Origin of the sequence: Microbacterium sp. CFBP 8801 (assembly GCF_014839455.1) — a bacterium.
Taxonomy (GTDB): Bacteria; Actinomycetota; Actinomycetes; order Actinomycetales; family Microbacteriaceae; genus Microbacterium.
Map to the genome: position 1 here is coordinate 181,552 of NZ_JACYNU010000005.1, position 20,659 is coordinate 202,210.

The following is a 20,659-nucleotide window of genomic DNA, read 5'->3' on the forward strand; positions in this document are numbered from 1 at the left end:
CAGTGCGCGTGGAGCCCGGTGCACGCGAAGCCCGGCGCACGCGAGGCCCAGTGCACGCGAAGCCCCACCCGCGCGGGTCGGCGTCAGGCCGAGTCGCGCCCGAGCGTCTCGAGCAGCCGCAGCCAGACCTCGCTGACCGTCGGGTACGACGGCACCGCGTGCCAGAGGCGCTTCACCGGCACCTCGCCGACGATTGCGATCGTGGCGGAGTGCAGCAGCTCGGCGATGTCGGGTCCGACGAACGTGGCGCCCACGAGCACGCCCCGGTCGAGATCGACGATCGCGCGGGCCTGGCCCACGTAGGAGTCGGACTGCTCGCTCGACCCGGCGATGCTCGCGAGGTCGTAGTCGAGCACCTTCACGTTCAGGCCCTTCTGCTCGGCCTTCTTGGCGGTCAGACCGACCGAGGCGACCTCGGGGTCGGTGAAGGTCACCTGGGGGACGGCGTCGTGATCGGCCGTGGCGACGTGGGCACCCCACGGCGCGTCGTCGACCTCGCCGCCCTGCGCCCGCGCCGCGATCACGTCGCCCGCCGCCCGCGCCTGGTACTTGCCCTGGTGGGTGAGGAGAGCGCGGTGGTTGACATCGCCCACGGCGTAGAGCCAATCGAACCCGCGCACGAGCAGGGTGTCGTCGACGTCGAGCCAGGTGTCGGCCTCGAGGCCCACGGCATCCAATCCGAGGTCGCCGGTGCGCGGAGTGCGACCGACCGCGACGAGGACCTCGTCGGCCGTGACGGTGGTGCCGTCGGAGAGTTCGAGGACCGCGCGTCCGTCGCCGTCGCGGCGGGCTGCCGTGGCGTCCGCTCCGTTCTTGACGGTCACGCCGCGGTCGCGGAGCGACGATGCGACCAGCTCGCCGGCGAACGGCTCGTTGCCGCCGAGCAGGCCGGAGCGGGCGATGATCGTGACGTCGGTGCCGAGGCTCTGGAACGCGGTCGCCATCTCGGCGCCGACCACGCCCCCGCCGATGATCGCAAGCGAGCCGGGCACCTGCTGCACGGCGGTGGCTTCGCGGCTGGTCCAGGGCGAGATGTCGGCGAGGCCCGGGATGTCGGGCAGGAGTGCGGCGGTACCGGTGCAGACGGCGACGGCGTGACGCGCGACGAGATCGGTCGTGGAGCCGTCCTCGGCGGTCACGCGAACGGTTTTCTCGCCGGAGAGGCGGCCGTGTCCGCGCACGAGGTCGATCCCCGCGCCCTGCAACCATTCGACCTGACCGGAGTCGTCGTATCCGCTGGTCATGGTGTCGCGGCGGCGCAGCACGGCGGCGACGTCGAGGTCGCCGGTGACGGCCTGCCGGGCTCCGTCGACGTCGCGTGCCGCGCGCAGGGCAGCGGCGCTGCGCAGCAGGGCCTTCGAGGGCATGCACGCCCAGTACGAGCACTCGCCGCCGACGAGTTCGGACTCGACGATCGCGGCGGTGAGACCGGCCTGCACGGCACGGTCGGCCACGTTCTCGCCGACGGGGCCGGCACCGATGACGATGAGGTCGTATTCGCGTTCGCTCATGATCCTCACGCTATCGACGGCCACCGACATCGCGCAGGGGTTGCGCGGAGCGGCAGGCCTCCGCTTAACGTCGACAGGCCGCGCGCAGCGCCTCGCCAGCTCGGGCGTTCGTGCTCGTGCGGGTGCGGGGCCGGGGCGGTCGTCCTGCGCGAGACGGCGTCTCGCGACGGGGGCGCGTGGGGGCGGCGGGCGCGCCTCACGGCCGTGTCCGATTTCCGCCAGCCGATGTCGGAGGTCGGTGGCAGGGTGGATGCCATGACCCCCACCGTGGCCGACGCTCCGGGCTTCGCCGAGCGCTATCGCGTCATCCAGTCGCGCGACCGACGCTTCGACGGGCAGTTCGTCACGGCCGTGCGGTCCACCCGCATCTACTGCCGCCCGAGCTGCCCCGCACGCACGCCGAACGAAGAGAACGTCACCTTCTACGCCACGTCGGCCGCAGCCCACGAGGCGGGCTACCGCGCGTGCAAGAGATGTCTGCCCGAGGCCGCTCCCGGCTCGCCCCAGTGGGACGTGCGCGGAGACGTCGTGGCGCGCGCGATGCGTCTCATCGCCGACGGCGTCGTCGATCGCGAGGGTGTCCCCGGTCTGGCCCGGCGCCTCGGCTATTCGTCGCGCCATCTCACGCGTCTGCTCGCCGCGGAGCTCGGCGCCGGGCCCCTGGCCCTCGCCCGCGCGCACCGCGCACATACGGCTCGCACTCTGCTCGTGGGCACCGACCTGTCGTCGGCCGATGTCGCGTTCTCGGCGGGGTTCACGAGCATCCGGCAGTTCACCGAGACGATCGGCGAGGTGTTCGGCATGCCTCCGCGCGACCTGCGCGCTCGACGCTCGCACGCGTCCGGCATCGAGGCGTCGGCGGGCGAGATCGACCTCGCCTTGCCCGTGCGAGGACCGATCGACACGACCGGTCTCTTCGGGTGGATGAGGGCGCACGCCATCCCCGGCGTCGAGCAGGGCGACGACCGTTCGTTCGCGCGGGTCGTGCGGCTGCCCGGCGGCCCGGCGTGGTTCGAGGTGCGCCTCGCCGAAGACGGGCGGCTGCGTCTGCGCGCGCGGCTGTCGGCCCTGGCCGACCTCGGCACCCTCATCTCGCGCATTCGGCGATTGTTCGACCTCGACGCCGATCCGCTCGCGATCGATGAGGCCCTGGCCCGGCATCCCGAGCTCGCCCCCGCCGTGGCCGCCATCCCCGGTGTCCGGGTGCCCGGGGCCGTCGACGCCGACGAGATGCTGCTGCGCGCCATGATCGGGCAGCAGATCAGCGTCGCCGCCGCCCGCACGATGCAGGGCCGTCTGTCAGCCGAACTCGGCGAGCGGGTCGCCGTCGGCCCCGAGGCGATGACACTCTTCCCGACGCCGGCGGCGATCGCGGAACGGGGTCTCGAGGTGCTGCGCGGACCCGCTGCCCGCATGCGCGCCATCGTCGAGGCTGCCGCGGCACTCAGCGACGGCACCCTCGAACTCGGTGCCGGCGATGACGCCACGGAGCAGCGCGCCAGGCTCCTCGCCCGGCGCGGGATCGGGCCGTGGACCGCCGACTACGTGCGCATGCGCGTGCTCGGCGACCCCGACGTGCTGCTCCCCGGCGACGTGGCCGCCCGGGCCGGCGCGGCGGCGCTGGGGCTGCCGTCCGACCCCGCGGGCTTCACCGCGTGGTCGGAGCGCCTGGCGCCCTGGCGCAGCTACGCGATGGCGCATTACTGGTACGCCGCCCCGGTGACCCAGGCATGGCGCTCCCCGGCCGAGACGGCCGCGGCGGCCGCCGTGACGCGCCCGCGCCGGCGGACGACGAGCACCCGCGCCGACGTCGGGGTTGTCGATGTGGTCCTCCCTTCTTCCCCTCCCGCGCCTGAGAGCGAGCGATCCGAATGAGCACCGCCACCCTCCAGTTCCTGGACACCCCCGACGGGTCGTTCGCGATCCTCGCCGACGACGCCGATCGGGTGATCGTCTCGGGCTGGACCGCCGAGACCGACGCCGTGCTCGCGCGGCTCCGCCCCGAACGTCGTCCGGTCGACATCGTGGCCGGCGAGACCTCGGCGGCCGAGGCGGTGCGCGCCTACTACGACGGTGACATCGCCGCCATCGACTCCGTCGCCGTCGCCCAGTGGGGCACCCCGCTGCAGCGGACCGGGTGGGAGGCCCTTCGGCGCATTCCGGCCGGGACCCCGCTCACCTACACCGGCTTCGCCGCCGCCCTGGGGGCGCCGTCGGCGGTGCGCGCCGCGGCGTCCATCTGCGCGCGCAACGCCGTCGCGCTCTTCGTGCCCTGTCACCGGGTGCTCCGCGGAGACGGGACGATGGGCGGCTTCGCGTGGGGCACGCCGGTGAAAGAGAGCCTGCTGGCGCGCGAGTCGGCGGCCTGACGATCGAGGCCCGGAAGACACTCTTGCCCCCGAGCTTCGCTCGGGGATACTCTGGAGGGCTGCCGTCCCCCCGCGGTGGCTCACGCCGACCAAGGAGGATGCCATGTACCGAATCGACGCCCCCGTCGCCCCGGTTGCCGCGCCCTTCGTCGTCGCGCGCCCCGGCCGATCCGCCTAGGGCCCCGCGTTCCGCGCTTCGGCGCGTCCGTTCCGCCCTGCCCGACGATCTTCGTCGCGCCGCTTCACGGCTTCCCCCTCCGCGCCCGATCCCGGCGCCCGCTTCGACTCCTCGAGGATCATGACCACCTCCACGCCCCGCCCGCACCTCTCCACGCCGCGCGCCCTCGCGCGCCTCCTCCCCATCGCTCGCCCGGTGCTGCCACGCCTCATCGCCGGTGCCGGCACCGCGCTCGTCGCGAGCCTGCTGGCCCTGGCGATCCCCCTCGTTCTCGAACAGATCGTCGCCGGTCCCATCGCCTCGCTCGACCCGACCGCGCTCGTGTGGGGATCGCTGGCCGTGCTCGGCCTCGGACTCGCCGAAGCCGCGATGGTGTGGCTGCGTCGCTGGTTCGTGCTCGGGCCGGCCACCAAGGTCGAGTACGACCTGCGCCAATCGTTCTACTCGCGGCTGCAGCGTCTTCCGGTGGCGTTCCACGACCGGTGGCAGTCGGGTCAGCTGCTCTCGCGCATGATGCAGGACATCAGCATGCTGCGCCGCTGGCTCGCCTTCGGCGTCATCCTGCTCGTGGTCAACATGCTGACCATCGTCATCGGCGCCGTCCTGCTGTTCCGGTGGCACTGGCTGCTCGGCGCGCTGTTCCTCGTCACCTCCGCGCCCGTCATCTACGTCGGGTTCCGATTCGAGAAGCGGTACGGCGCGCTGACCCGTCAGAGCCAGGATCAGGCCGGCGACCTCGCCACCGCCGTGGAAGAGAGCGTCCACGGGATCCGGGTCCTCAAGGCCTTCGGCCGGGGCCGGCACGCCCTGCAGAAGTTCACCCGCCAGGCCGAGTCGCTGCGTGAGACCGAGATCGACAAGGCACGCGCCGTCGGCTGGATCTGGTTCTTCCTGGTGCTGCTGCCCGACATCGCGTTCGCCGTGTGCCTGGGCGCCGGTATCGTGCTGACGCAGCTGGGACAGTTGCAGGTCGCCGAGCTCGTCGCCTTCTTCGCGATGGCGACCGTGCTGCGGTGGCCCATGGAGTCCATCGGCTTCCTCTTCTCGTTCCTGCTCGACGCCCGCACGGCGACCGACCGCATCTTCGAGGTGTTCGACGAGCAGAACACCATCGTCGATCCCGAGAACCCGCGCACCCTGACCGCACCCCGCGGAGAGCTCACGTTCGAGGACGTGCACTTCCGTTACCAGGATGCGGCGGCCACCGAGCCCGACCTTCTCGACGGCATCGACCTGGTGCTGCGGCCCGGCGAGACCATGGCCCTGGTCGGACTCACCGGTTCGGGCAAGACCACGCTGACCACCCTGCCGGGGCGCCTGTACGACGTCACCGGCGGCCGCGTGCTGATCGACGGCGTCGACGTGCGCGACCTGACGCTCGCCGAGCTGCGCCGTCACGTGGGCATGGCCTTCGAAGACGCGACGCTGTTCTCGCAGACCGTGCGCGACAACATCCTGCTCGGCCGAGAAGACCTCACCCCGGGGTCCGACGAGGCCGAGGAGGTCCTGCGCGAAGCTCTGCAGGTCGCCCAGGCGCACTTCGTCTACGAGCTGCCCGACGGCCTCGACACCGTGATCGGCGAAGAGGGCCTCAGCCTGTCGGGCGGCCAGCGCCAGCGTCTGGCCCTCGCCCGCGCGGTCGCGGCGCGGCCCGCCGTGCTCGTGCTCGACGACCCGCTGTCGGCGCTCGACGTCGACACCGAGGCGCTCGTCGAAGACGCGCTCCGCGAGGTGCTCAGCTCCACGACCGCCCTGGTGGTGGCTCACCGCCCGTCGACCGTGACGCTCGCCGATCGCGTGGCATTGCTCGAAGACGGCCGCGTCACCGCCGTCGGAGTGCACTCCGATCTGCTGCGCGAGAGCGACCACTACCGGTACGTCATCTCGAGCCTCGAAGAGGCCGAACGCGAAGCCCGCACCGGCGCCATTCCCGTCATCGCCACCTCCGACGACGACGCCCTCACCGAGAAGGAGGCGACCCGATGAGCACCGCGACCGTCTCCGGCACCAGCGGCGAAGACCGCTCCGACTACACGAGCGCCGAGAGCCGCTCGATCCGGCAGCGCTCGCTCCGCCTGCTGGGCTCTCTCGTGTCGCCCCTGCGCGGGCAGCTGATCCTCGCCGCGGCGGTGCTCGTCGTGTCGACGGCGCTGCGCGTCGCCGGCCCCGCGCTCATCGCCTACGGCATCGACAACGCCCTGCCCGCCGTCATCGAGCAGAGCGATTGGATGCCGACCATCGGCGTCGTCGGGGTGTACCTGCTCGCCGGTATCGGCGGGGCCGTGCTGATCGGGTGGTACGTCGTCGTCGCCGCACGCCTCACCCAGGCGGTGATGCTGGATCTGCGCAAACGCATCTTCTTGCACACGCAGAAGCTGAGCCTCGAGTTCCACGAGTCGTACACGTCGGGCCGCATCATCTCGCGTCAGACGAGCGATCTCGACACGATTCGCGAGCTGCTCGACGGCGGTCTGAACGAGCTGGTGTCGGGGGTGCTGTACGGGTTGTTCACGCTCGCGGCGCTCTTCCTCATCGATTGGCAGTCGGGCTTGATCCTGACCGTCATGGGCATTCCGATGTACCTGCTCATGCGGTGGTTCTACCGGCGGTCGCAGGTGATCTACCGCGAGTCGCGCGTCATCAGCGCCCAGGTCATCGTGAAGTTCGTCGAGACCATGACCGGCATCCGCGCCGTGAAGGCCTTCCGGAAGGAACCCCGCAACGACGAGGACTTCGGCGCCCTGTCCGGCGCGTACCGCGACGTCAACATGCGCTCGATCCGCCTCTTCGGCACCTTCGAGCCCGGCATCATGGCCGTGGCCGCGGTGTCGGTCGCCCTGGTGCTGCTCTGGGGCGGCGGCCGTGTCATCGCGGGTCCGCTCGAGATCGGCGCGCTGACGGCGGCGGTGCTGTACGTGCGCAACTTCTTCTCGCCGCTGCAAGAGGTCGCGTTCTTCTTGAACTCCTACCAGTCGGCCACGGCCGCCCTCGAGAAGGTGTCGGGCGTGCTCGAGGAGGAGCCGACGGTTCCCGACCCCAGCGACCCGGTCGACCTGTGGAACGCCCGGGGGCACGTGCGCTTCGACGAGGTCACCTTCGGCTACGCCGAAGGTCGCGTCATCCTGCCGAACTTCTCGCTCGACATCCCCGCGGGGCAGACGATCGCCCTGGTCGGCACCACGGGCGCCGGCAAGACGACGCTCGCGAAGCTCATCTCGCGTTTCTACGACCCCTCGCAGGGGGCGGTCACTCTCGACGACGTCGACCTGCGTCGGTTGCACCCGAAGGACCTCCGCCGCGCGATCGTCATGGTCACGCAAGAGGCCTATCTGTTCAGCGGGACCGTGGCCGACAACATCGCACTGGGCAAGCCCGACGCCACGATGGACGAGATCCGCGCGGCGGCGCGCGCCGTGGGCGCCGACGGCTTCATCGAGAAGCTGCCCGACGGCTACGAGACCGACGTGAACAAGCGCGGTGGGCGTGTCTCGGCGGGTCAGCGTCAGCTGATCTCGTTCGCGCGCGCGTTCCTCGCCGATCCCGCGGTGCTGATCCTCGACGAGGCGACGGCGTCGCTGGACATTCCGAGCGAACGCCAGATCCAGGACGCCCTGCAGACGCTCCTCGCCGACCGCACCGCGATCATCATCGCCCACCGCCTCTCGACGGTCGCGATCGCAGATCGCGTGCTGGTCATGGAGCACGGCCGCATCATCGAAGACGACGCCCCCGCGGCCCTCATCGCGGGCACGGGCAAGTTCGCCCAGCTGCACGCCGCCTGGCGCCAGTCGCTCGTCTGACGTCGATACACGGATGCCACGCCTCCCGCGCTGCGGGGAGCGTGGCATCCGTCGTTCCCGGCGTGGGTGAGGCGAATCGGGGGTGGGGGTGATTCCCGGCCCTGAAGTAGACGTCGGCCCGAAGGCATGTATACATTCTCCCGTGAGGGCATTGACGTCAAAATCTGCACCTCGTGAGATCGGATGGCGCCACGGCGCAAGGACGCCAGGGAGGCACAGTGACCACGAGAGTGGACGACGACCGCGTTGCGCGTATCGTCATCGATTGGATCACCGGCAGCCGCGGTCCCGTCGCACATGCGGTCTTCTGCGCGGATCCACGCGTCGCCCACACCGCCGCCGCGTTGCTCGACGACACCGCCGTCGTCCTCATGCCCGAGAGCGCCGGTCGCGTCGAGACGCGCGCGCTCGTCGTCCCGTACTCGGGGGCGCTCGACGAGGTAGGCGACACCCTTCACGTGGGTGGCCGGTCGGTCGAACTGCAGCACTACCTCGCGGCGGCGTATGTCGAACTGATCGTGCCCACCGTCGTCCGCTTCCTCGACGCCGACGGGTGGTCGGCCTTTCTCGATGACGCCGATCTGGCCCGACGCACCGGCGTGTTCTCGTCCGCTGTCGTGGACCCCCGACTGCGTCTGGGGGACGGCGCAGTGCTTCACGCCCCGTTTGCGACGCAGCGGCCGGGCATCCTGCACGTACATGGCGATGGACAGGTGACCGCCGGTCCTCAGGGCGGTGTCCTCGGCGAAGTCGACGATCTGGCCCGCATCCTCGACACCCCGGTGCCGCGGTTGATCGCCTTCGCGGGGCTCTCGCCGCTCGCCGCTCTCCACGCCGACGTCGCTCGACGTCCTTGGTTGGGGCGTTATCTCCGTGCCGCCGAACTCGCAGGACTGCTCGGCGCGCGGGGAGGTCGGCGTCGCATCGACGGCTTCGGGCAGTCATCGATCGTGGACGAACGGGCTGATGCGAATCCGGCATCCGATGATCCCTTTCTGGTCGAGACCGACGACGGCATCCTGCTCGCCGATCCGCGCACGCGACGCCGGCAGCTCCTCTCGACGGAGGCGGCGACGGTCGTCGCCGCCATGCAGACGTCGTCGACCCTCGAGTTCGCGATTGAGCGCTGCAGGGCGGCTCTTGGAATCACCACGGCGAACGCCCGAGCGCTGTGCGCGGAGGCGGGCGCACGGCTTGGCGTGCACGTCGGAGTCTCGGCCACGACGGCGGGAGCGCCCTCGTGACGGTCGTGTGGCCCGCCATGATGCCGGCCGACGCTCGCCATTCCGCGAAGCGCATCGCGGTGGGCGCGCGCGGACACCGCCTCGCCTATGAAGACGGCTCGTCGGCGCTGTGCGCGACGAGCGGGCTCTGGAACGTTCCCCTCGGGTATGGAAATGCGACAGTGGCTGATGCCGTCGCCCGAGCGCTGCACGACGCGTCGTACCTCACCCTCTTCCGGTCGGTCCATCGTCCCGCCGAACGTGCGGCGGAGGCGCTGATCGGGCTGGCGGGCCAGGCCGACTACCGGCGTGTCATCTTCTCGACGTCGGGCGGCGCCGCGAACGACGCGGTCATGAAGCTCGCCCGCCAGTACTGGGCGCAGCGTGGACGGCCGGAGCGCACGCTCGTCGTGGGTCTGCTCGGCAGCTACCACGGCACCATGTATGGAAGCCACTCCCTCAGCGGAGACACCCTCTTGCAGCCGTTGTATGCTCTGGATCGCCGGGCGATCCGTCACGTTTCGCTCGACGACCTGGACGAGCTCACCACTCTGCTGCGGCGTGAGGGCGATCGTGTGGCCGCGGTCGTGGTTGAGCCCGTGCTCGGCAGCGGCGCGCACCCGTTGCCCGAGGCCACCGTCCGCGTCCTCGTCGAACTCCGTGAGCGGTACGGCTTTTTGCTGGTCGCCGATGAGGTCGCGACCGGCTTCGCCCGCACGGGGCCGATGTTCGCGTCGGGGACGTGGCCCGAACGCCCCGATCTGCTGGTGCTCTCGAAGGCTCTGACCAACGCAGCTATGGGTGCCGCGGCGGTTCTTGTGGGCCCGCGTGTCAGTGACGCCTTCGCCACGGGCGGCTGGACCTTCGTGCACGGCGAGACCCAGGCTGGCACCCCCGCGTGCGCGGCGGCGATCCTCGCGGTCGTCGACGAGCTGGCACGGATCGGGGCCGAGGCCACGGTGCGGCGGCTCGGTGAGAATCTGCGCCGGATGGCGGGCGATCTGGTGCGCGACGGCGTGGCGAGCGGCGTCCGCGGGCGAGGCTGCTTCCTTGCCGTGACGGTGCCCGGACGAACGAGCCCGGTCCCTGCGACCGGCGAAGTTTCGGCGATGGTCGCGGCCATCGCCGAGGCCGGTGCAATCGTGCACCCGGGCACGGACGGCATCCAGCTCGTCCCCGCCTACGACTATGCCGGGTCGGAACTGTCCGAACTGGGTGTCGCGATCCGGACGGGTCTTACGCGGTGGCGCGAGGGCGAGTCGTGACGCGCCGGGACCGTCTGCGTCCGAGGCTTCACACGGGTACGGGCATCACCGACGCGACGTGCGCGTCACTCTGCGGCTCGCGACGGGTCGCCATCGTCGCCGATGCGTCTCTCGGACGGATCGCGCGACCGCTCGCAGACGAGGTCGGCATGCGGGCAGCGGTCGTGCGGGTCATGCTGATCGATGCGCGCTCTGTCGATGACGGGGTCGTCGAGCGCCTCGCTGGCGATCTCATCGACGGTCGTGCCGAGGTGGTCGTCGCCGTTGGCGGCGGCACCGTCATCGACGCGGCCGCGGTCGCAGCCCTCGCCGTCTCCTCCCCGAGCGTCTTCGCGTACGCGCTCGCCCGTGCGGGGCGGGGACCGGTCGTCGAGCTGCCGCCGCGCGAGCCCTCCGGCATCGCTTTCATCGCCGTGCCGACCACGGTAGGGACCTCGGCCGAGTCCAACGCCGTCGCGGTGCTGCGGACCGAGCGGGGCTTCCGGTTGCTCCTCGGCGACCGTTTGCGGCCGGACCACGCGGTTCTGGATGCCGCGAACTATGCCTCTCTGCCCAGCGACACCGTCCGAGAGGGGGCGCTCGAAGCGTTGCTGCGCGTCACCGGCGCTCGCACCTCCGCGCGGGCCGACGGCCGGGCGTCCTCTCGCGCCGTCGGCGTGGTGCGCGCTCTTCTCGCCGCCGGTTCGGCGACCGAGCCGGATGCCCTGCGCATCGCGCGGTTGAGTGCGGCGACGCAACGCGCGGGCGTGCTCTGCGGCCGAGATCCCTTCGCCTCGCGGCATTGGTACCTGGCGAACGAGACCGCCTTCGTTTCCGGGCTATCGAAGATGCAGGCCACCGCCGCGGTGATCGGGAGCGTCTGGCGTCGCATCGATGCGGGGGACTCCCGCTGGGGCGATGCCGGCGCGCTGCAAACGTTCTGGGCCGACGCGGCGTGTGACGCCGGGCTTCCGACCGAGCCGGCGCGGGGGATCGACGAACTCCTCGATCGGTGGCGCGTTCCTCGTGCCGAGCGCCCGACCGACGAGGTGCTCGCGGCGGCGGCCGAGGCTACCCGGCGCACATGGGGCGCTCCCGTGCCTGCGCTGGGAGAGCTGGGCTCCGGCGATCACCGACGCGTGCTCGACAACGGCCGGTGGGCGAAGCCCGCCATCGGTGGCCGGGTCGAGTCGCTGTCCGCTTCGCACGGACGAGAGGAGGTGAAGAGGAATGACATCGCTCACGATCACACCACAGCTGCAGTTCGAGGAGCTCGACGCTCTGGAGGCCCCGAGCTGGGAGAGCTTCTACCAGGGAGTCCTGGCCGGACTGACCGTGGTCGGCATCGGAGTCGCCATCGCGACCTGAGCCACGCCGCCTGTTCCTCGACGGCGACATCACAAGCCCTGGGAAGGAGGTGACTTGCACATGACATCGACGCTCGATTTCGTCGAGCTCGACTCGATGGACGCCCCCGGCGACGGATTCGACTGGTTCCGCGGCTTCAGCTATGGCGTAGCTCTCGGACTCATCGCCCTCTCGGCCACCTGAACCTCGTGCGGATACCGTGCGCTCCGGCGGTGTCCCGGTTCGTCCTTGCGGAAGGAGGTGACACATGCAGAAAGACCTTGCTCTCCAATTCGAAGAGCTCGATGACCTCGACACGCCGTTGGCGTGGTGGGAGCACGCGGGCTACATCATTGCGATCGCCGCGGGCGTTGTCGGCATCGCCACCTGAGCGGGTGGGAGGAAGTCGCCCCCACGGCATTCCTCCCACTCTCTCTTTCTAGCTGCCCAGAGAGGACTCCATGACAGATTTGCTCACTGCCTCCGTTCGTCAGCGGCTCGCCGACGCGGGTCGCCGCGCGGCACCCCATGACGTGTACGCGGGCGTCGGCGCGCGCTTCTACGACGACCTGGTCGGACCGGATCGCTCCGAGATCCACGAGGTGCTGACCGTGGCGCGCCGCGGCGGTCCCGCGGTGCTCGATCTCGCGGCCGGCACGGGACGTGTGACGCTTCCTCTGCTACGCGCGGGCAAGCACGTCACGGCGCTCGATCTTTCGACCGACATGCTTGACCGCCTTCGGGTGGCCCTGCCCTACGGTGCGCGGTGCGACCTCGTCGCCGCCGACATGCGCGATTTCGATCTCGACCGCCGTTTCGACCTGGTGGTGCTCGCAGCGACGTCGATCACTCTTCTCGACGCGCCGGGACGCGCACGCCTGTTCGCGGCCGTTCGACGCCATCTGGGTGAACGGGGGTCGTTTCTGCTCTCGGTCGCCGGCTCCGTCACGGTGGAGGCTCTCGATGTGACGGTTGACCGTGTGATCGACATCGACCGAGAGGGAGTGATCGAGGTATTCCTCCAGTCGCAGGAGGTGGACGCCGGGGGCCGTGCGCGCCTGGTCAACTGGGTTCCGCTCGCCGAGGTCGCCCCCGACGAGGAGGTGCCCGTGTTGACGACACGGCTGCACCTGCTCGATGTCGCGACGGTGTCGGCTGAGCTCGTCGAGGCCGGCTTCTCGGCACCGACGGTCCTTCCCGTACGCGGCGGGGGACTTGCTCCCGGAGAAGGCATGGTGCTTCTCGAGACGTGCGATCCGGGGTGGGCCGGCCGTGCAGGGTGAACGGCGGCGATCGGTGGTCGCGACGAGCCCCGGCGAACCGCCGGAGCTCGCGGCATCCGTGCGGTTCGAGCCGACGGGCGTCGACGGGGCGATCGTCATCAGCGTTGACGGCGTGCCGGTGTCGCGCGCGTCGTCGTCGACGGTCGACCTTCTGCGCTCGATGGACGGCCGCGTGAGCGAAGCCGAGCTCCGCGTTCGGTTCGCGCCGGGGCACTCGTCCGAAGCTTTCGCCCTGCTCGTGCGCCGGTTCCGCGCGGCCGGACTCCTCCGCGGGGCGGAGCGGCGACCGGCGGGGCGCCTCACCTATCGCCCGCCGCTCACCGTGCAGCTCGCGACCCTTCGCGCACCTGGGGCGTTCGCGCGTCTCGAGGTGCTGCTGCGACCTCTGTTGCGACGGGGACTGCTGTGGCCGGTCGGGGTGCTGGCGCTGTCGGGGCTGATCGCGCTCGCGCTGCAGGCCGACGTCGCAGCGAGGGCGCTGACGTCGCCGCTGCCGCTGGCCGACGTGCTGGTCGTGGCGGTCGTTCTGGTCTCCTCGACGCTCGTGCATGAGCTCGCGCATGGGCTGGCACTGACGCGGCTGGGTGCGCGCCCGCGTCGAGCGGGCGTCATGTTGCTCTACCTCACCCCCGCTTTCTTCGTGGATGTGACCGACGCGTGGCGGCTGCCGCACCGGCGGGGCCGCGTCGCCGTGGCCCTCGCCGGGCCCGCGGTGCATGTCGTCGTCGCCGCGGTGTGCGCGCTGATCGCAGCTGTCGTGAGCGACCCCGCAACGCGCCAGACGATGCTCGTGCTGGCCTGCGCCTGTGCCGGGGTGGTCGCGGTGAACCTGATCCCCTTCGTACGTTTCGACGGGTACATCGCGCTCATGAGCGCGCTCGACGAACCCGACCTCCGCTCGCGCGCGATCCGCGACGCCACCGCCGCCTTGCGTCTCGGTCTGTTCGGCGGGCCAGCCGAGCCGCGGCTGCTTGCGAGGCGGTGGACCGTCCCCTTCGGTCTGGCGAGCATCGTCGTTCCCGCCGGGCTTGTGCTGTACGCCGTCGCTCGACTCGCCGCCGCCCTGTCCGGAGGCGGAGTCATCGGCGCACTCGCCGTGCTCAGCGTGCAACTTCTGGTCGTCGCGGCCCTCGGCGCAGTGGTGCTCTCGTGGCTCGGCTCGGCTCTGCGCTCCGGGGTCACGCGCCTGCGCCTTGTCGCGGTAGTCGTCGCAGCGATCACCGCGACGACGGTGCTCGGCGCGGTGGTCTCGGTCCCGGTGACACGCGCAGTCGGGTTCGTCCGCGTAGATGGCGAGGTGCTGCTGGTTGAGCCCGTGTCGAACGGCTCGGCACCCGCTCTGCCCGACCACGCCGCCGTGTCGTTCCGAACCCGGGGCATCGTGGCAGACGCCGCTCTCGGCGCGGGTGTGGCGCAGCCCGTAATTCCGCGCGTGATCGACGCACCCACGGACGCTGTCGCCCCGATCGTGGTTCCGGGTGCCAGAATCCCGGTCTTCGTCCTTGGCACTGTGCGCGTCGATCCCGGGGCATCGTTGCCCGACGCGGGCATTGCACGCATCGACCTCGGCTCCCGAAGCATCTGGGAGGCCATGTGGTTCACGAACGTGTGGGCACCGGCATCCGCGCTCTTCCCGTCCCCGGACGGCCCCCTGCCCCACTCCGATCCGAAAGAGGGATGACGATGACCGATCACGCCGTCGAGGTACACCGCCTCACGAAGAAGTACGGGTCCCGCATCGCGGTGGAGGATGTGTCCTTCTCGGTGCGACGCGGGGCAATCGTCGGGCTGCTCGGTCCGAACGGGGCGGGCAAGTCGACGATTTTGAAAACGCTCGTCGGGCTACTTTCGCCGACCAGCGGCGAGGCGCTCGTCGACGGGGTGCCGTTCTCCCGTCTCGCGCGGCCGTCCGCGCACCTCGGCGTGCACATGGACGGCTTCGGCTTCGAAGCGGGGATCACGGCGTACCGGCACCTCGACATCGCTCGGATCACGGTGGGCGCTCCCCGCGGTCGCGTCGAAGAGGTCCTGGACGAGGTCGGGCTCGCCGCCGATGCGCGGCGCCGCGTCAAGACCTTTTCGACCGGCATGGTCCAGCGCCTCGGGCTCGCGGCCGCGCTGATCGGAGACCCCCGCACCCTGGTGCTTGACGAGCCCGCGAACGGCCTCGACCCCGACGGTATCCGGTGGCTGCGGCGTTTCCTGCGCGGCTTCGCCGATGCCGGAGGCAGCGTATTGATCTCGAGTCATCAACTCGCCGAGCTCGAACACATCGCCGACGAGGTCGTTGTGCTCAAGCGCACCGTCCTGTACGACGGGCCGCTGGGCGAGCTCGTGCGCGGCGACGGCGATTCCCTCGAAGACCGCTACTTCGACCTCGTCGAAGGAGAACGGGCATGAGGGCCGCGGTTCGCGCCGAGATGCTCCGGGCGCATAGCGGGTTCAGCACGATGGCGGTGGTCGTGTTGGCCCTATTCATCCCGGTGATCGTGCTCACGAGCGACGACACGCTCGGCAAGATGAACGTCCTCGATGCGCGCCGTGCGACGCTGCTCGTGGTCGCTCCGCTCGCGTGGTCGTTCGTCGCCGCCGCATTCGCCGGGTCGTTCTCGGTCACCCGCGAGTACTACTACGGCTCGATGAGTCGATCGGCGACGCAGGTCGGGTTCGCCCGCTTGTTCGCGGGCAAAGCCCTCGCCGCCATGGTGACCGGGCTCGTGCTCACGGCGGGTCTCGCTATGGTCTGGGCCGGTGTCGTCGTCGCCGTGCTCGGGGTGAACGGCCTGACTCCCGTCTTCTCGAGCGGGGTCATCCGTACGCTCGTCGGGGCGCTGCTAGGCGCCGTGGCCCGCGCCCTTCTCGGCACCGCGGTGGGGTGGATCGCGGGCAATTACTATGCAGCGGCCGCCGTTGTGCTGGCCGGTCCAACGGCCCTCGAGCTGGCGTTGTTGGGCACGGCGCCCGATATGGCGCGCTTTCTTCCCGGGCTGTCGCTAGCCGCGCTCGCCGACCCGCAGAACCATCTCAATCTTTTGCCGGCTGTGGCGGCCGTTCTCGTGGCCACGGCCTGGACGGTACTTCTCTCGGCGCTGGCCTGGATTGTCGGACGACGGAGGCTGACGTGACCGACGATCGCTCGCGCGACCCACGCGCGAAGGGAATCAACCGTCAGGGCAAGAGCGTCGAGCACGGGGTGCCGGCGGGGGACGGACGCGGCGGCGGGACGAGTCAGTGGGCGAGGGCGGCCGCAGCCCGTCGATCATCGGTGCCGGTGTTCGCTCAAGCGATCGCTGCCCAGGCTCGCGGCGCGGTCGCCGACATGACGTTGCTCGGTGTCACCGTCTCGGCCCTGCTGCTGTCGCTGTCGCTCGCGGCCGGGGTTCCGTCCGACCTCGGTACCGCTTCGGCGGCCGAGAAAGAGCTTGCCGTCGTTCCCCTGTCGGCTGTCGTGGCTGTGTACGCGGCCGTGATGGCCACGATCTACGGGTCGTTCCGCTACACAATCGACCTGCGTGTGGGCGTCGTCGCCCAGCGCGCCACGCTTCAGCCGCGCGGGGCCGCCATCGCCGCGCGAGTGCCGTTCACTGCGCTCGGGGGCGCGGTCGTCGCTGGACTCGCCCTAGCCGGCGGTCGTGTCGCTCTGGCGCCTGTCCTCGGCACGACGGGCCTCGGACCGGGCGTTGTGGCGGGGACGCTTGTCGTCGGCGCCGTCGCGGCGCTGTGGGGACTCGGCGTGGGGCTGCTGGTGAGGGCTCACCTTTTCGCCCTGTTCGTCGCTCCGCTTAGTCTCAGCGTGGCCCTCTTCGTCGGCGCCATGTGGCCGGAGCCAGCGGGATGGATGCCGCTGCCGGCTATGCTCCGCGCTGTCGGTTTCGACCTCGCCTCGCTCGGGATCGTTCCCGCGGCATCCGGTCACATATTAGAACCAGCGGTCTCCACTGCGATTACGGCGACGTGGACGAGCGCTACGCTGGGGGCCGGGATCGTGTCGTTCTTGCGCCGCGATCTGGCCTGATCGCTTCGCCTGTCCGTTCAGACGCTGGCGCGCGCGATGACCTCGCCGTACTCGGTCTCGCCGACGGGCTCGAATCCCACGCGCTGGAAGAAGGCCTCGGGGCCGCCGACGCCGGGTTCGTAGATGACGTCGACGTGATCCATCCCACGCCCGCGCGCCTCTTCGAGGACGGCCGAGATGGCGTAGCTGCCGACGCCGCGGCCCTGCTCGTCGGCGTCGACGTTGATGCGCCACAGCACGGAGCGGAAGTGCTCCTCGTGGGCCTCGGGGTCGAAGTTGGCGCTGACGAAGCCGACGACCTCGTCGCCGTCGAGCACCACGCGCTGCCACGACGTCTGGGGATCGCTCACCGTCGCGGCGATGCCGTAGCTGACGGGAGCGAGGAACTGCTCCTGCCCGGGCTTGAGCGACAGGGTGTTCACGGCCACGATCGTGGCGGCGGACAGTTCGACGAGACGCAGGTCAGCCATGCGCCCAGGCTAGCGGCACCGCGCCCCAGTCCCAAGATCGCATGCCGCCGCATGGGAACCTGCGACGAAACAGAGGGGTTGCGGGTACCCCCGGGAATAGCCTTATCGGATGCATGGGACGACGGCATAGTGCGGGGAAGTATCAACCCGGGCGAGGCGTCTCGCGCCGCCGGAACGGCGCGGAGGAATGCCCTGCGCCTCGGGGTGCGACGGGCGCCCCGGGTGGGCGAGGTGGAGCAGCTCGAGGCCGACCTGGCCACCGGGTGGCCCGGATGAGCGCCGCCGCGCGCGCGGTCCCGCTCTGGCGCGAGTCGCTCGTCGGGGGCCACAAGATCCGCGCCGCGTGCCGTTTCACGGTCCCGCCCTCCGAGGCGACGGCCGGCATCGTCGCGGTGGGCGAGCTTCTCGGCCGGGCGGGTTTCACCCGCGCCGACGCGCCCGACGGCGTCATCGTCCTCCGCCGCGGGAGCGCCGTGGGCGACACGATCCTCAACGGCACGGGACTGTCGCTCCTCACCTCCCGTCTGGGCCCGCTGTCGCTGGAAGCCGTGGTCGTCGTCGAGGCGACGCCGCGCGACGATCTCACCGAGATCGTGGTGTCGATGGTCCTCGGCGACGAGTTGGCTCCGACCGTGGCCGTGGCCGTCGACGCGGTCATCGACGGCCTGGTCGCCCGCGGCGTCGCCGTCGGCGGCGCCGGCTGGGGCAGGGCGGTGGATCTGCCCGCCGAGAGCCTGGGCAATCCCAAGACCGCTCGCGAGCACGGCCTGCGCCGCTGACCGGCGCAGCGCGGGTCGGGGCAGGGCGCGGATGCCGGGAACTATCTCGACATCAAGAGACTTTGCCGCGGTGCGATAGGCTGAAACACAACCCTGGCCGCCTCTACGGAGAGATCTGACGTGCCCGATTCCACCATCATTTACACGTACACCGACGAGGCGCCGGCTCTTGCCACGGCGTCGTTCCTGCCCATCGTGCAGGCCGTCACGAAGCAGGCGGGCGTCGACGTCGAGACCCGCGACATCTCGCTCGCCGGCCGCATCCTCGCCGCCTTCCCGCAGCGCCTGACCCCCGAGCAGCAGGTGGGCGACGCCCTCGCCGAGCTCGGCGGACTCGCCACGCTGCCCGAGGCGAACATCATCAAGCTGCCGAACATCTCGGCATCCATCCCGCAGTTGAAGGCGGCCATCGCCGAGCTGCAGGCGCAGGGATACGACATCCCCGACTACCCCGACGAGGCGTCGAGCGTCGAAGACAAAGACGTGCGCGCCCGCTACGACCGCATCAAGGGTTCCGCCGTGAACCCCGTGCTGCGCGAAGGCAACAGCGACCGCCGTGCCCCGCTCGCCGTGAAGAACTACGCCAAGAAGCACCCGCACCGCAACAAGGCGTTCAGCGCGGGCTCGAAGACGCGCGTCGCCACCCTCGGGCACGACGACTTCCGCTCGAACGAGAAGTCGGTCGTGCTGGCCGACGACGACGTGCTGACGATCCAGCACGTGGCGGCCGACGGCACCACCACGACGCTCAAGGAGGGCCTCAAGGTCCTCCAGGGCGAGATCGTGGATTCCACGTTCCTCTCGGCCGCGGCGCTCGACGCGTTCCTCGCCGACACGTTGGCCGAGGCGAAGGCCGACGACGTGCTCTACTCGGTGCACCTCAAGGCCACGATGATGAAGGTCAGCGACCCGATCATCTTCGGTCACGTCGTGAAAGCCTTCTTCGCCGACGTGTTCGACCGCCACGGCGACGCCCTCGCGGCCGCCGGTCTCACGCCGAACGACGGCCTGGGCTCGATCCTCGCCGGTCTGTCGAACGTCGACGGCGGCGACGCGATCGCGGCCGAGATCCGCGACGCGCTCGCGAACGGCCCGCGGCTGTCGTACGTCAACAGCGACAAGGGCACCACCAACCTGCACGTGCCCTCCGACGTCATCGTGGATGCCTCGATGCCGGCGCTCGTGCGCAACGGCGGCAAGCTGTGGGGCGTCGACGGGGGAGAAGACGACACCCTCGCCGTCATCCCCGACTCGTCCTACGCCGGTGTGTACCAGGCGACCATCGAGGACGTCATCGCGAACGGCCCGCTGGATCCCGCCACCATCGGCTCGGTGCCCAACGTGGGTCTCATGGCCCAGGCCGCCGAAGAATACGGCAGCCACGACAAGACGTTCGAGATCGCGGCCCCCGGCCGCGTGCAGGTCGTCGCCTCGAACGGCGACGTGCTGCTCGAGCACGAGGTCGAGACGGGCGACATCTGGCGCGCTACCCAGACCAAAGACGTCGCCGTGCGCGACTGGGTGAAGCTCGCCGTCACCCGTGCCCGCGCCGCGGGTGTTCCGGCCGTGTTCTGGCTCGACGAGAGCCGCGCGCACGACAAGAACCTCATCGCCAAGGTGCACGAGTATCTCGCCGACCACGACACCGAGGGCCTCACCATCGAGATCCTCGAGCCGGCCGAGGCCACGCGCTACTCGCTCGAGCGCATCCGCCGCGGCGAGGACACCATCTCGGTGACCGGCAACGTGCTGCGCGACTACCTCACCGACCTGTTCCCGATCCTCGAGGTCGGAACCAGCGCCAAGATGCTCTCGATCGTGCCGCTGCTCGCCGGCGGCGAACTGTTCGAGACGGGCGCCGGCGGTTCGGCCCCGAAGCACGTGCAGCAGCTGCTCGAAGAGGACTACCTGCGCTGGGACTCGCTGGGCGAGTTCTTCGCGCTGGCCGCCTCGCTGGAGCACCTCGCCGACACGACGGGCAACGAGAAGGCCCGCGTGCTCGCGCAGACGCTCGACGCCGCGACCGGCACGTTCCTCGAGAACGACAAGTCGCCCGGCCGCGCGCTCGGCACCATCGACAACCGCGGCAGCCACTTCTACCTCGCCCTGTACTGGGCGCAGGAGCTGGCCCAGCAGTCGACCGACGCCGAACTGGCCGGGGTCTTCGCCCCGGTGGCCGAGAAGCTGGCCGCCGAGGAAGAGACCATCGTCGCGGAGCTCAACGCGGTGCAGGGCCACACGGCCGAGATCGGCGGCTACTACCGCCCCGACACCGCCCTCGTCGAGAAGATCATGCGTCCATCGGCCACGCTGAACGCGGTGGTCGACGGTCTTCGCTGACACGCTGAAGCGAGAGGGGTGGATGCCGCGGGCATCCGCCCCTCTTCCGTTTCCCGGCGCGGGGCCGAGGTCTGACCGGCTGCGTCGCGTGTGCCTCGTG

Annotated in this window: 18 protein-coding genes; 16 read left to right on the forward strand and 2 right to left on the reverse strand. The window is 70.7% G+C overall.

Features of this window, described 5'->3' with window-relative positions:
• Positions 1 to 83: 83 nt before the first annotated feature.
• Positions 84 to 1,511, reverse strand: a complete 1,428-nt coding sequence (locus IFR11_RS08440; protein ID WP_191915840.1) for a dihydrolipoyl dehydrogenase family protein — start codon at positions 1,509 to 1,511, stop codon at positions 84 to 86.
• Between the two features lie 255 nt (positions 1,512 to 1,766).
• Between IFR11_RS08440 and IFR11_RS08445 the strand changes: the two genes are divergently transcribed.
• The 14 genes from IFR11_RS08445 (at position 1,767) to IFR11_RS08500 (ending at position 16,970) form a co-directional block, all read left to right on the forward strand.
• Entirely contained in the window at positions 1,767 to 3,386 is a 1,620-nt protein-coding gene (locus tag IFR11_RS08445; RefSeq protein ID WP_055834217.1) for an AlkA N-terminal domain-containing protein, read from the forward strand.
• The gene (locus IFR11_RS08450; RefSeq protein ID WP_191915841.1) at positions 3,383 to 3,880 is read left to right on the forward strand and encodes a methylated-DNA--[protein]-cysteine S-methyltransferase; all 498 of its coding nucleotides are present in this window, start codon (positions 3,383 to 3,385) and stop codon (positions 3,878 to 3,880) included. The genes IFR11_RS08445 and IFR11_RS08450 overlap by 4 nt, the downstream gene beginning before the upstream one ends.
• Positions 3,881 to 4,178: 298 nt before the next feature.
• The gene (locus IFR11_RS08455; RefSeq protein ID WP_191915842.1) at positions 4,179 to 6,044 is read left to right on the forward strand and encodes an ABC transporter ATP-binding protein; all 1,866 of its coding nucleotides are present in this window, start codon (positions 4,179 to 4,181) and stop codon (positions 6,042 to 6,044) included.
• A complete protein-coding gene (locus IFR11_RS08460) occupies positions 6,041 to 7,858 on the forward strand; it encodes an ABC transporter ATP-binding protein (RefSeq protein WP_055834224.1) in 1,818 nt (605 codons plus the stop codon). The genes IFR11_RS08455 and IFR11_RS08460 overlap by 4 nt, the downstream gene beginning before the upstream one ends.
• Before the next feature lie 218 nt (positions 7,859 to 8,076).
• Complete coding sequence (mpaB, locus tag IFR11_RS08465; protein WP_191915843.1) at positions 8,077 to 9,102, forward strand: daptide biosynthesis RiPP recognition protein; 1,026 nt, start codon at positions 8,077 to 8,079, stop codon at positions 9,100 to 9,102.
• On the forward strand, positions 9,099 to 10,346 hold the full coding sequence (gene mpaD / locus IFR11_RS08470; RefSeq protein ID WP_342030270.1) for a daptide-type RiPP biosynthesis aminotransferase: 1,248 nt from the start codon (positions 9,099 to 9,101) through the stop codon (positions 10,344 to 10,346). The genes mpaB and mpaD overlap by 4 nt, the downstream gene beginning before the upstream one ends.
• Positions 10,343 to 11,746 (forward strand): iron-containing alcohol dehydrogenase, encoded by a 1,404-nt coding sequence (locus IFR11_RS08475; RefSeq protein WP_191915844.1) that lies wholly within the window; start codon positions 10,343 to 10,345, stop codon positions 11,744 to 11,746. Before mpaD ends, IFR11_RS08475 begins: the two co-directional genes overlap by 4 nt.
• Positions 11,747 to 11,753: 7 nt before the next feature.
• Entirely contained in the window at positions 11,754 to 11,876 is a 123-nt protein-coding gene (mpaA2, locus tag IFR11_RS16585; RefSeq protein ID WP_274604442.1) for an MpaA2 family daptide-type RiPP, read from the forward strand.
• A gap of 64 nt (positions 11,877 to 11,940) precedes the next feature.
• A complete protein-coding gene (mpaA3, locus tag IFR11_RS16590) occupies positions 11,941 to 12,063 on the forward strand; it encodes an MpaA3 family daptide-type RiPP (RefSeq protein ID WP_274604443.1) in 123 nt (40 codons plus the stop codon).
• A 70-nt stretch (positions 12,064 to 12,133) separates the two neighbouring features.
• The gene (gene mpaM / locus IFR11_RS08480; protein ID WP_191915845.1) at positions 12,134 to 12,955 is read left to right on the forward strand and encodes a daptide-type RiPP biosynthesis methyltransferase; all 822 of its coding nucleotides are present in this window, start codon (positions 12,134 to 12,136) and stop codon (positions 12,953 to 12,955) included.
• A 13-nt stretch (positions 12,956 to 12,968) separates the two neighbouring features.
• Complete coding sequence (mpaP, locus tag IFR11_RS08485) at positions 12,969 to 14,636, forward strand: daptide biosynthesis intramembrane metalloprotease (protein WP_191915846.1); 1,668 nt, start codon at positions 12,969 to 12,971, stop codon at positions 14,634 to 14,636.
• A 2-nt stretch (positions 14,637 to 14,638) separates the two neighbouring features.
• Positions 14,639 to 15,355 (forward strand): ABC transporter ATP-binding protein, encoded by a 717-nt coding sequence (locus IFR11_RS08490; RefSeq protein WP_191915847.1) that lies wholly within the window; start codon positions 14,639 to 14,641, stop codon positions 15,353 to 15,355.
• A complete protein-coding gene (locus IFR11_RS08495) occupies positions 15,352 to 16,080 on the forward strand; it encodes an ABC transporter permease (RefSeq protein WP_191915848.1) in 729 nt (242 codons plus the stop codon). Before IFR11_RS08490 ends, IFR11_RS08495 begins: the two co-directional genes overlap by 4 nt.
• Positions 16,077 to 16,970 carry a hypothetical protein gene (locus IFR11_RS08500; RefSeq protein WP_191915849.1) on the forward strand — a complete coding sequence of 298 codons (894 nt, stop codon included), beginning with the start codon at positions 16,077 to 16,079 and terminating at the stop codon, positions 16,968 to 16,970. Before IFR11_RS08495 ends, IFR11_RS08500 begins: the two co-directional genes overlap by 4 nt.
• Positions 16,971 to 16,987: 17 nt before the next feature.
• Here IFR11_RS08500 and IFR11_RS08505 read toward each other — a convergent pair whose 3' ends face one another.
• On the reverse strand, positions 16,988 to 17,440 hold the full coding sequence (locus tag IFR11_RS08505; RefSeq protein ID WP_191915850.1) for a GNAT family N-acetyltransferase: 453 nt from the start codon (positions 17,438 to 17,440) through the stop codon (positions 16,988 to 16,990).
• A 272-nt stretch (positions 17,441 to 17,712) separates the two neighbouring features.
• Between IFR11_RS08505 and IFR11_RS08515 the strand changes: the two genes are divergently transcribed.
• Both IFR11_RS08515 and IFR11_RS08520 read left to right on the forward strand, forming a co-directional pair.
• The gene (locus IFR11_RS08515; protein WP_191915852.1) at positions 17,713 to 18,219 is read left to right on the forward strand and encodes a hypothetical protein; all 507 of its coding nucleotides are present in this window, start codon (positions 17,713 to 17,715) and stop codon (positions 18,217 to 18,219) included.
• A 120-nt stretch (positions 18,220 to 18,339) separates the two neighbouring features.
• The gene (locus IFR11_RS08520) at positions 18,340 to 20,559 is read left to right on the forward strand and encodes an NADP-dependent isocitrate dehydrogenase (RefSeq protein WP_191915853.1); all 2,220 of its coding nucleotides are present in this window, start codon (positions 18,340 to 18,342) and stop codon (positions 20,557 to 20,559) included.
• Positions 20,560 to 20,659: the final 100 nt, after the last annotated feature.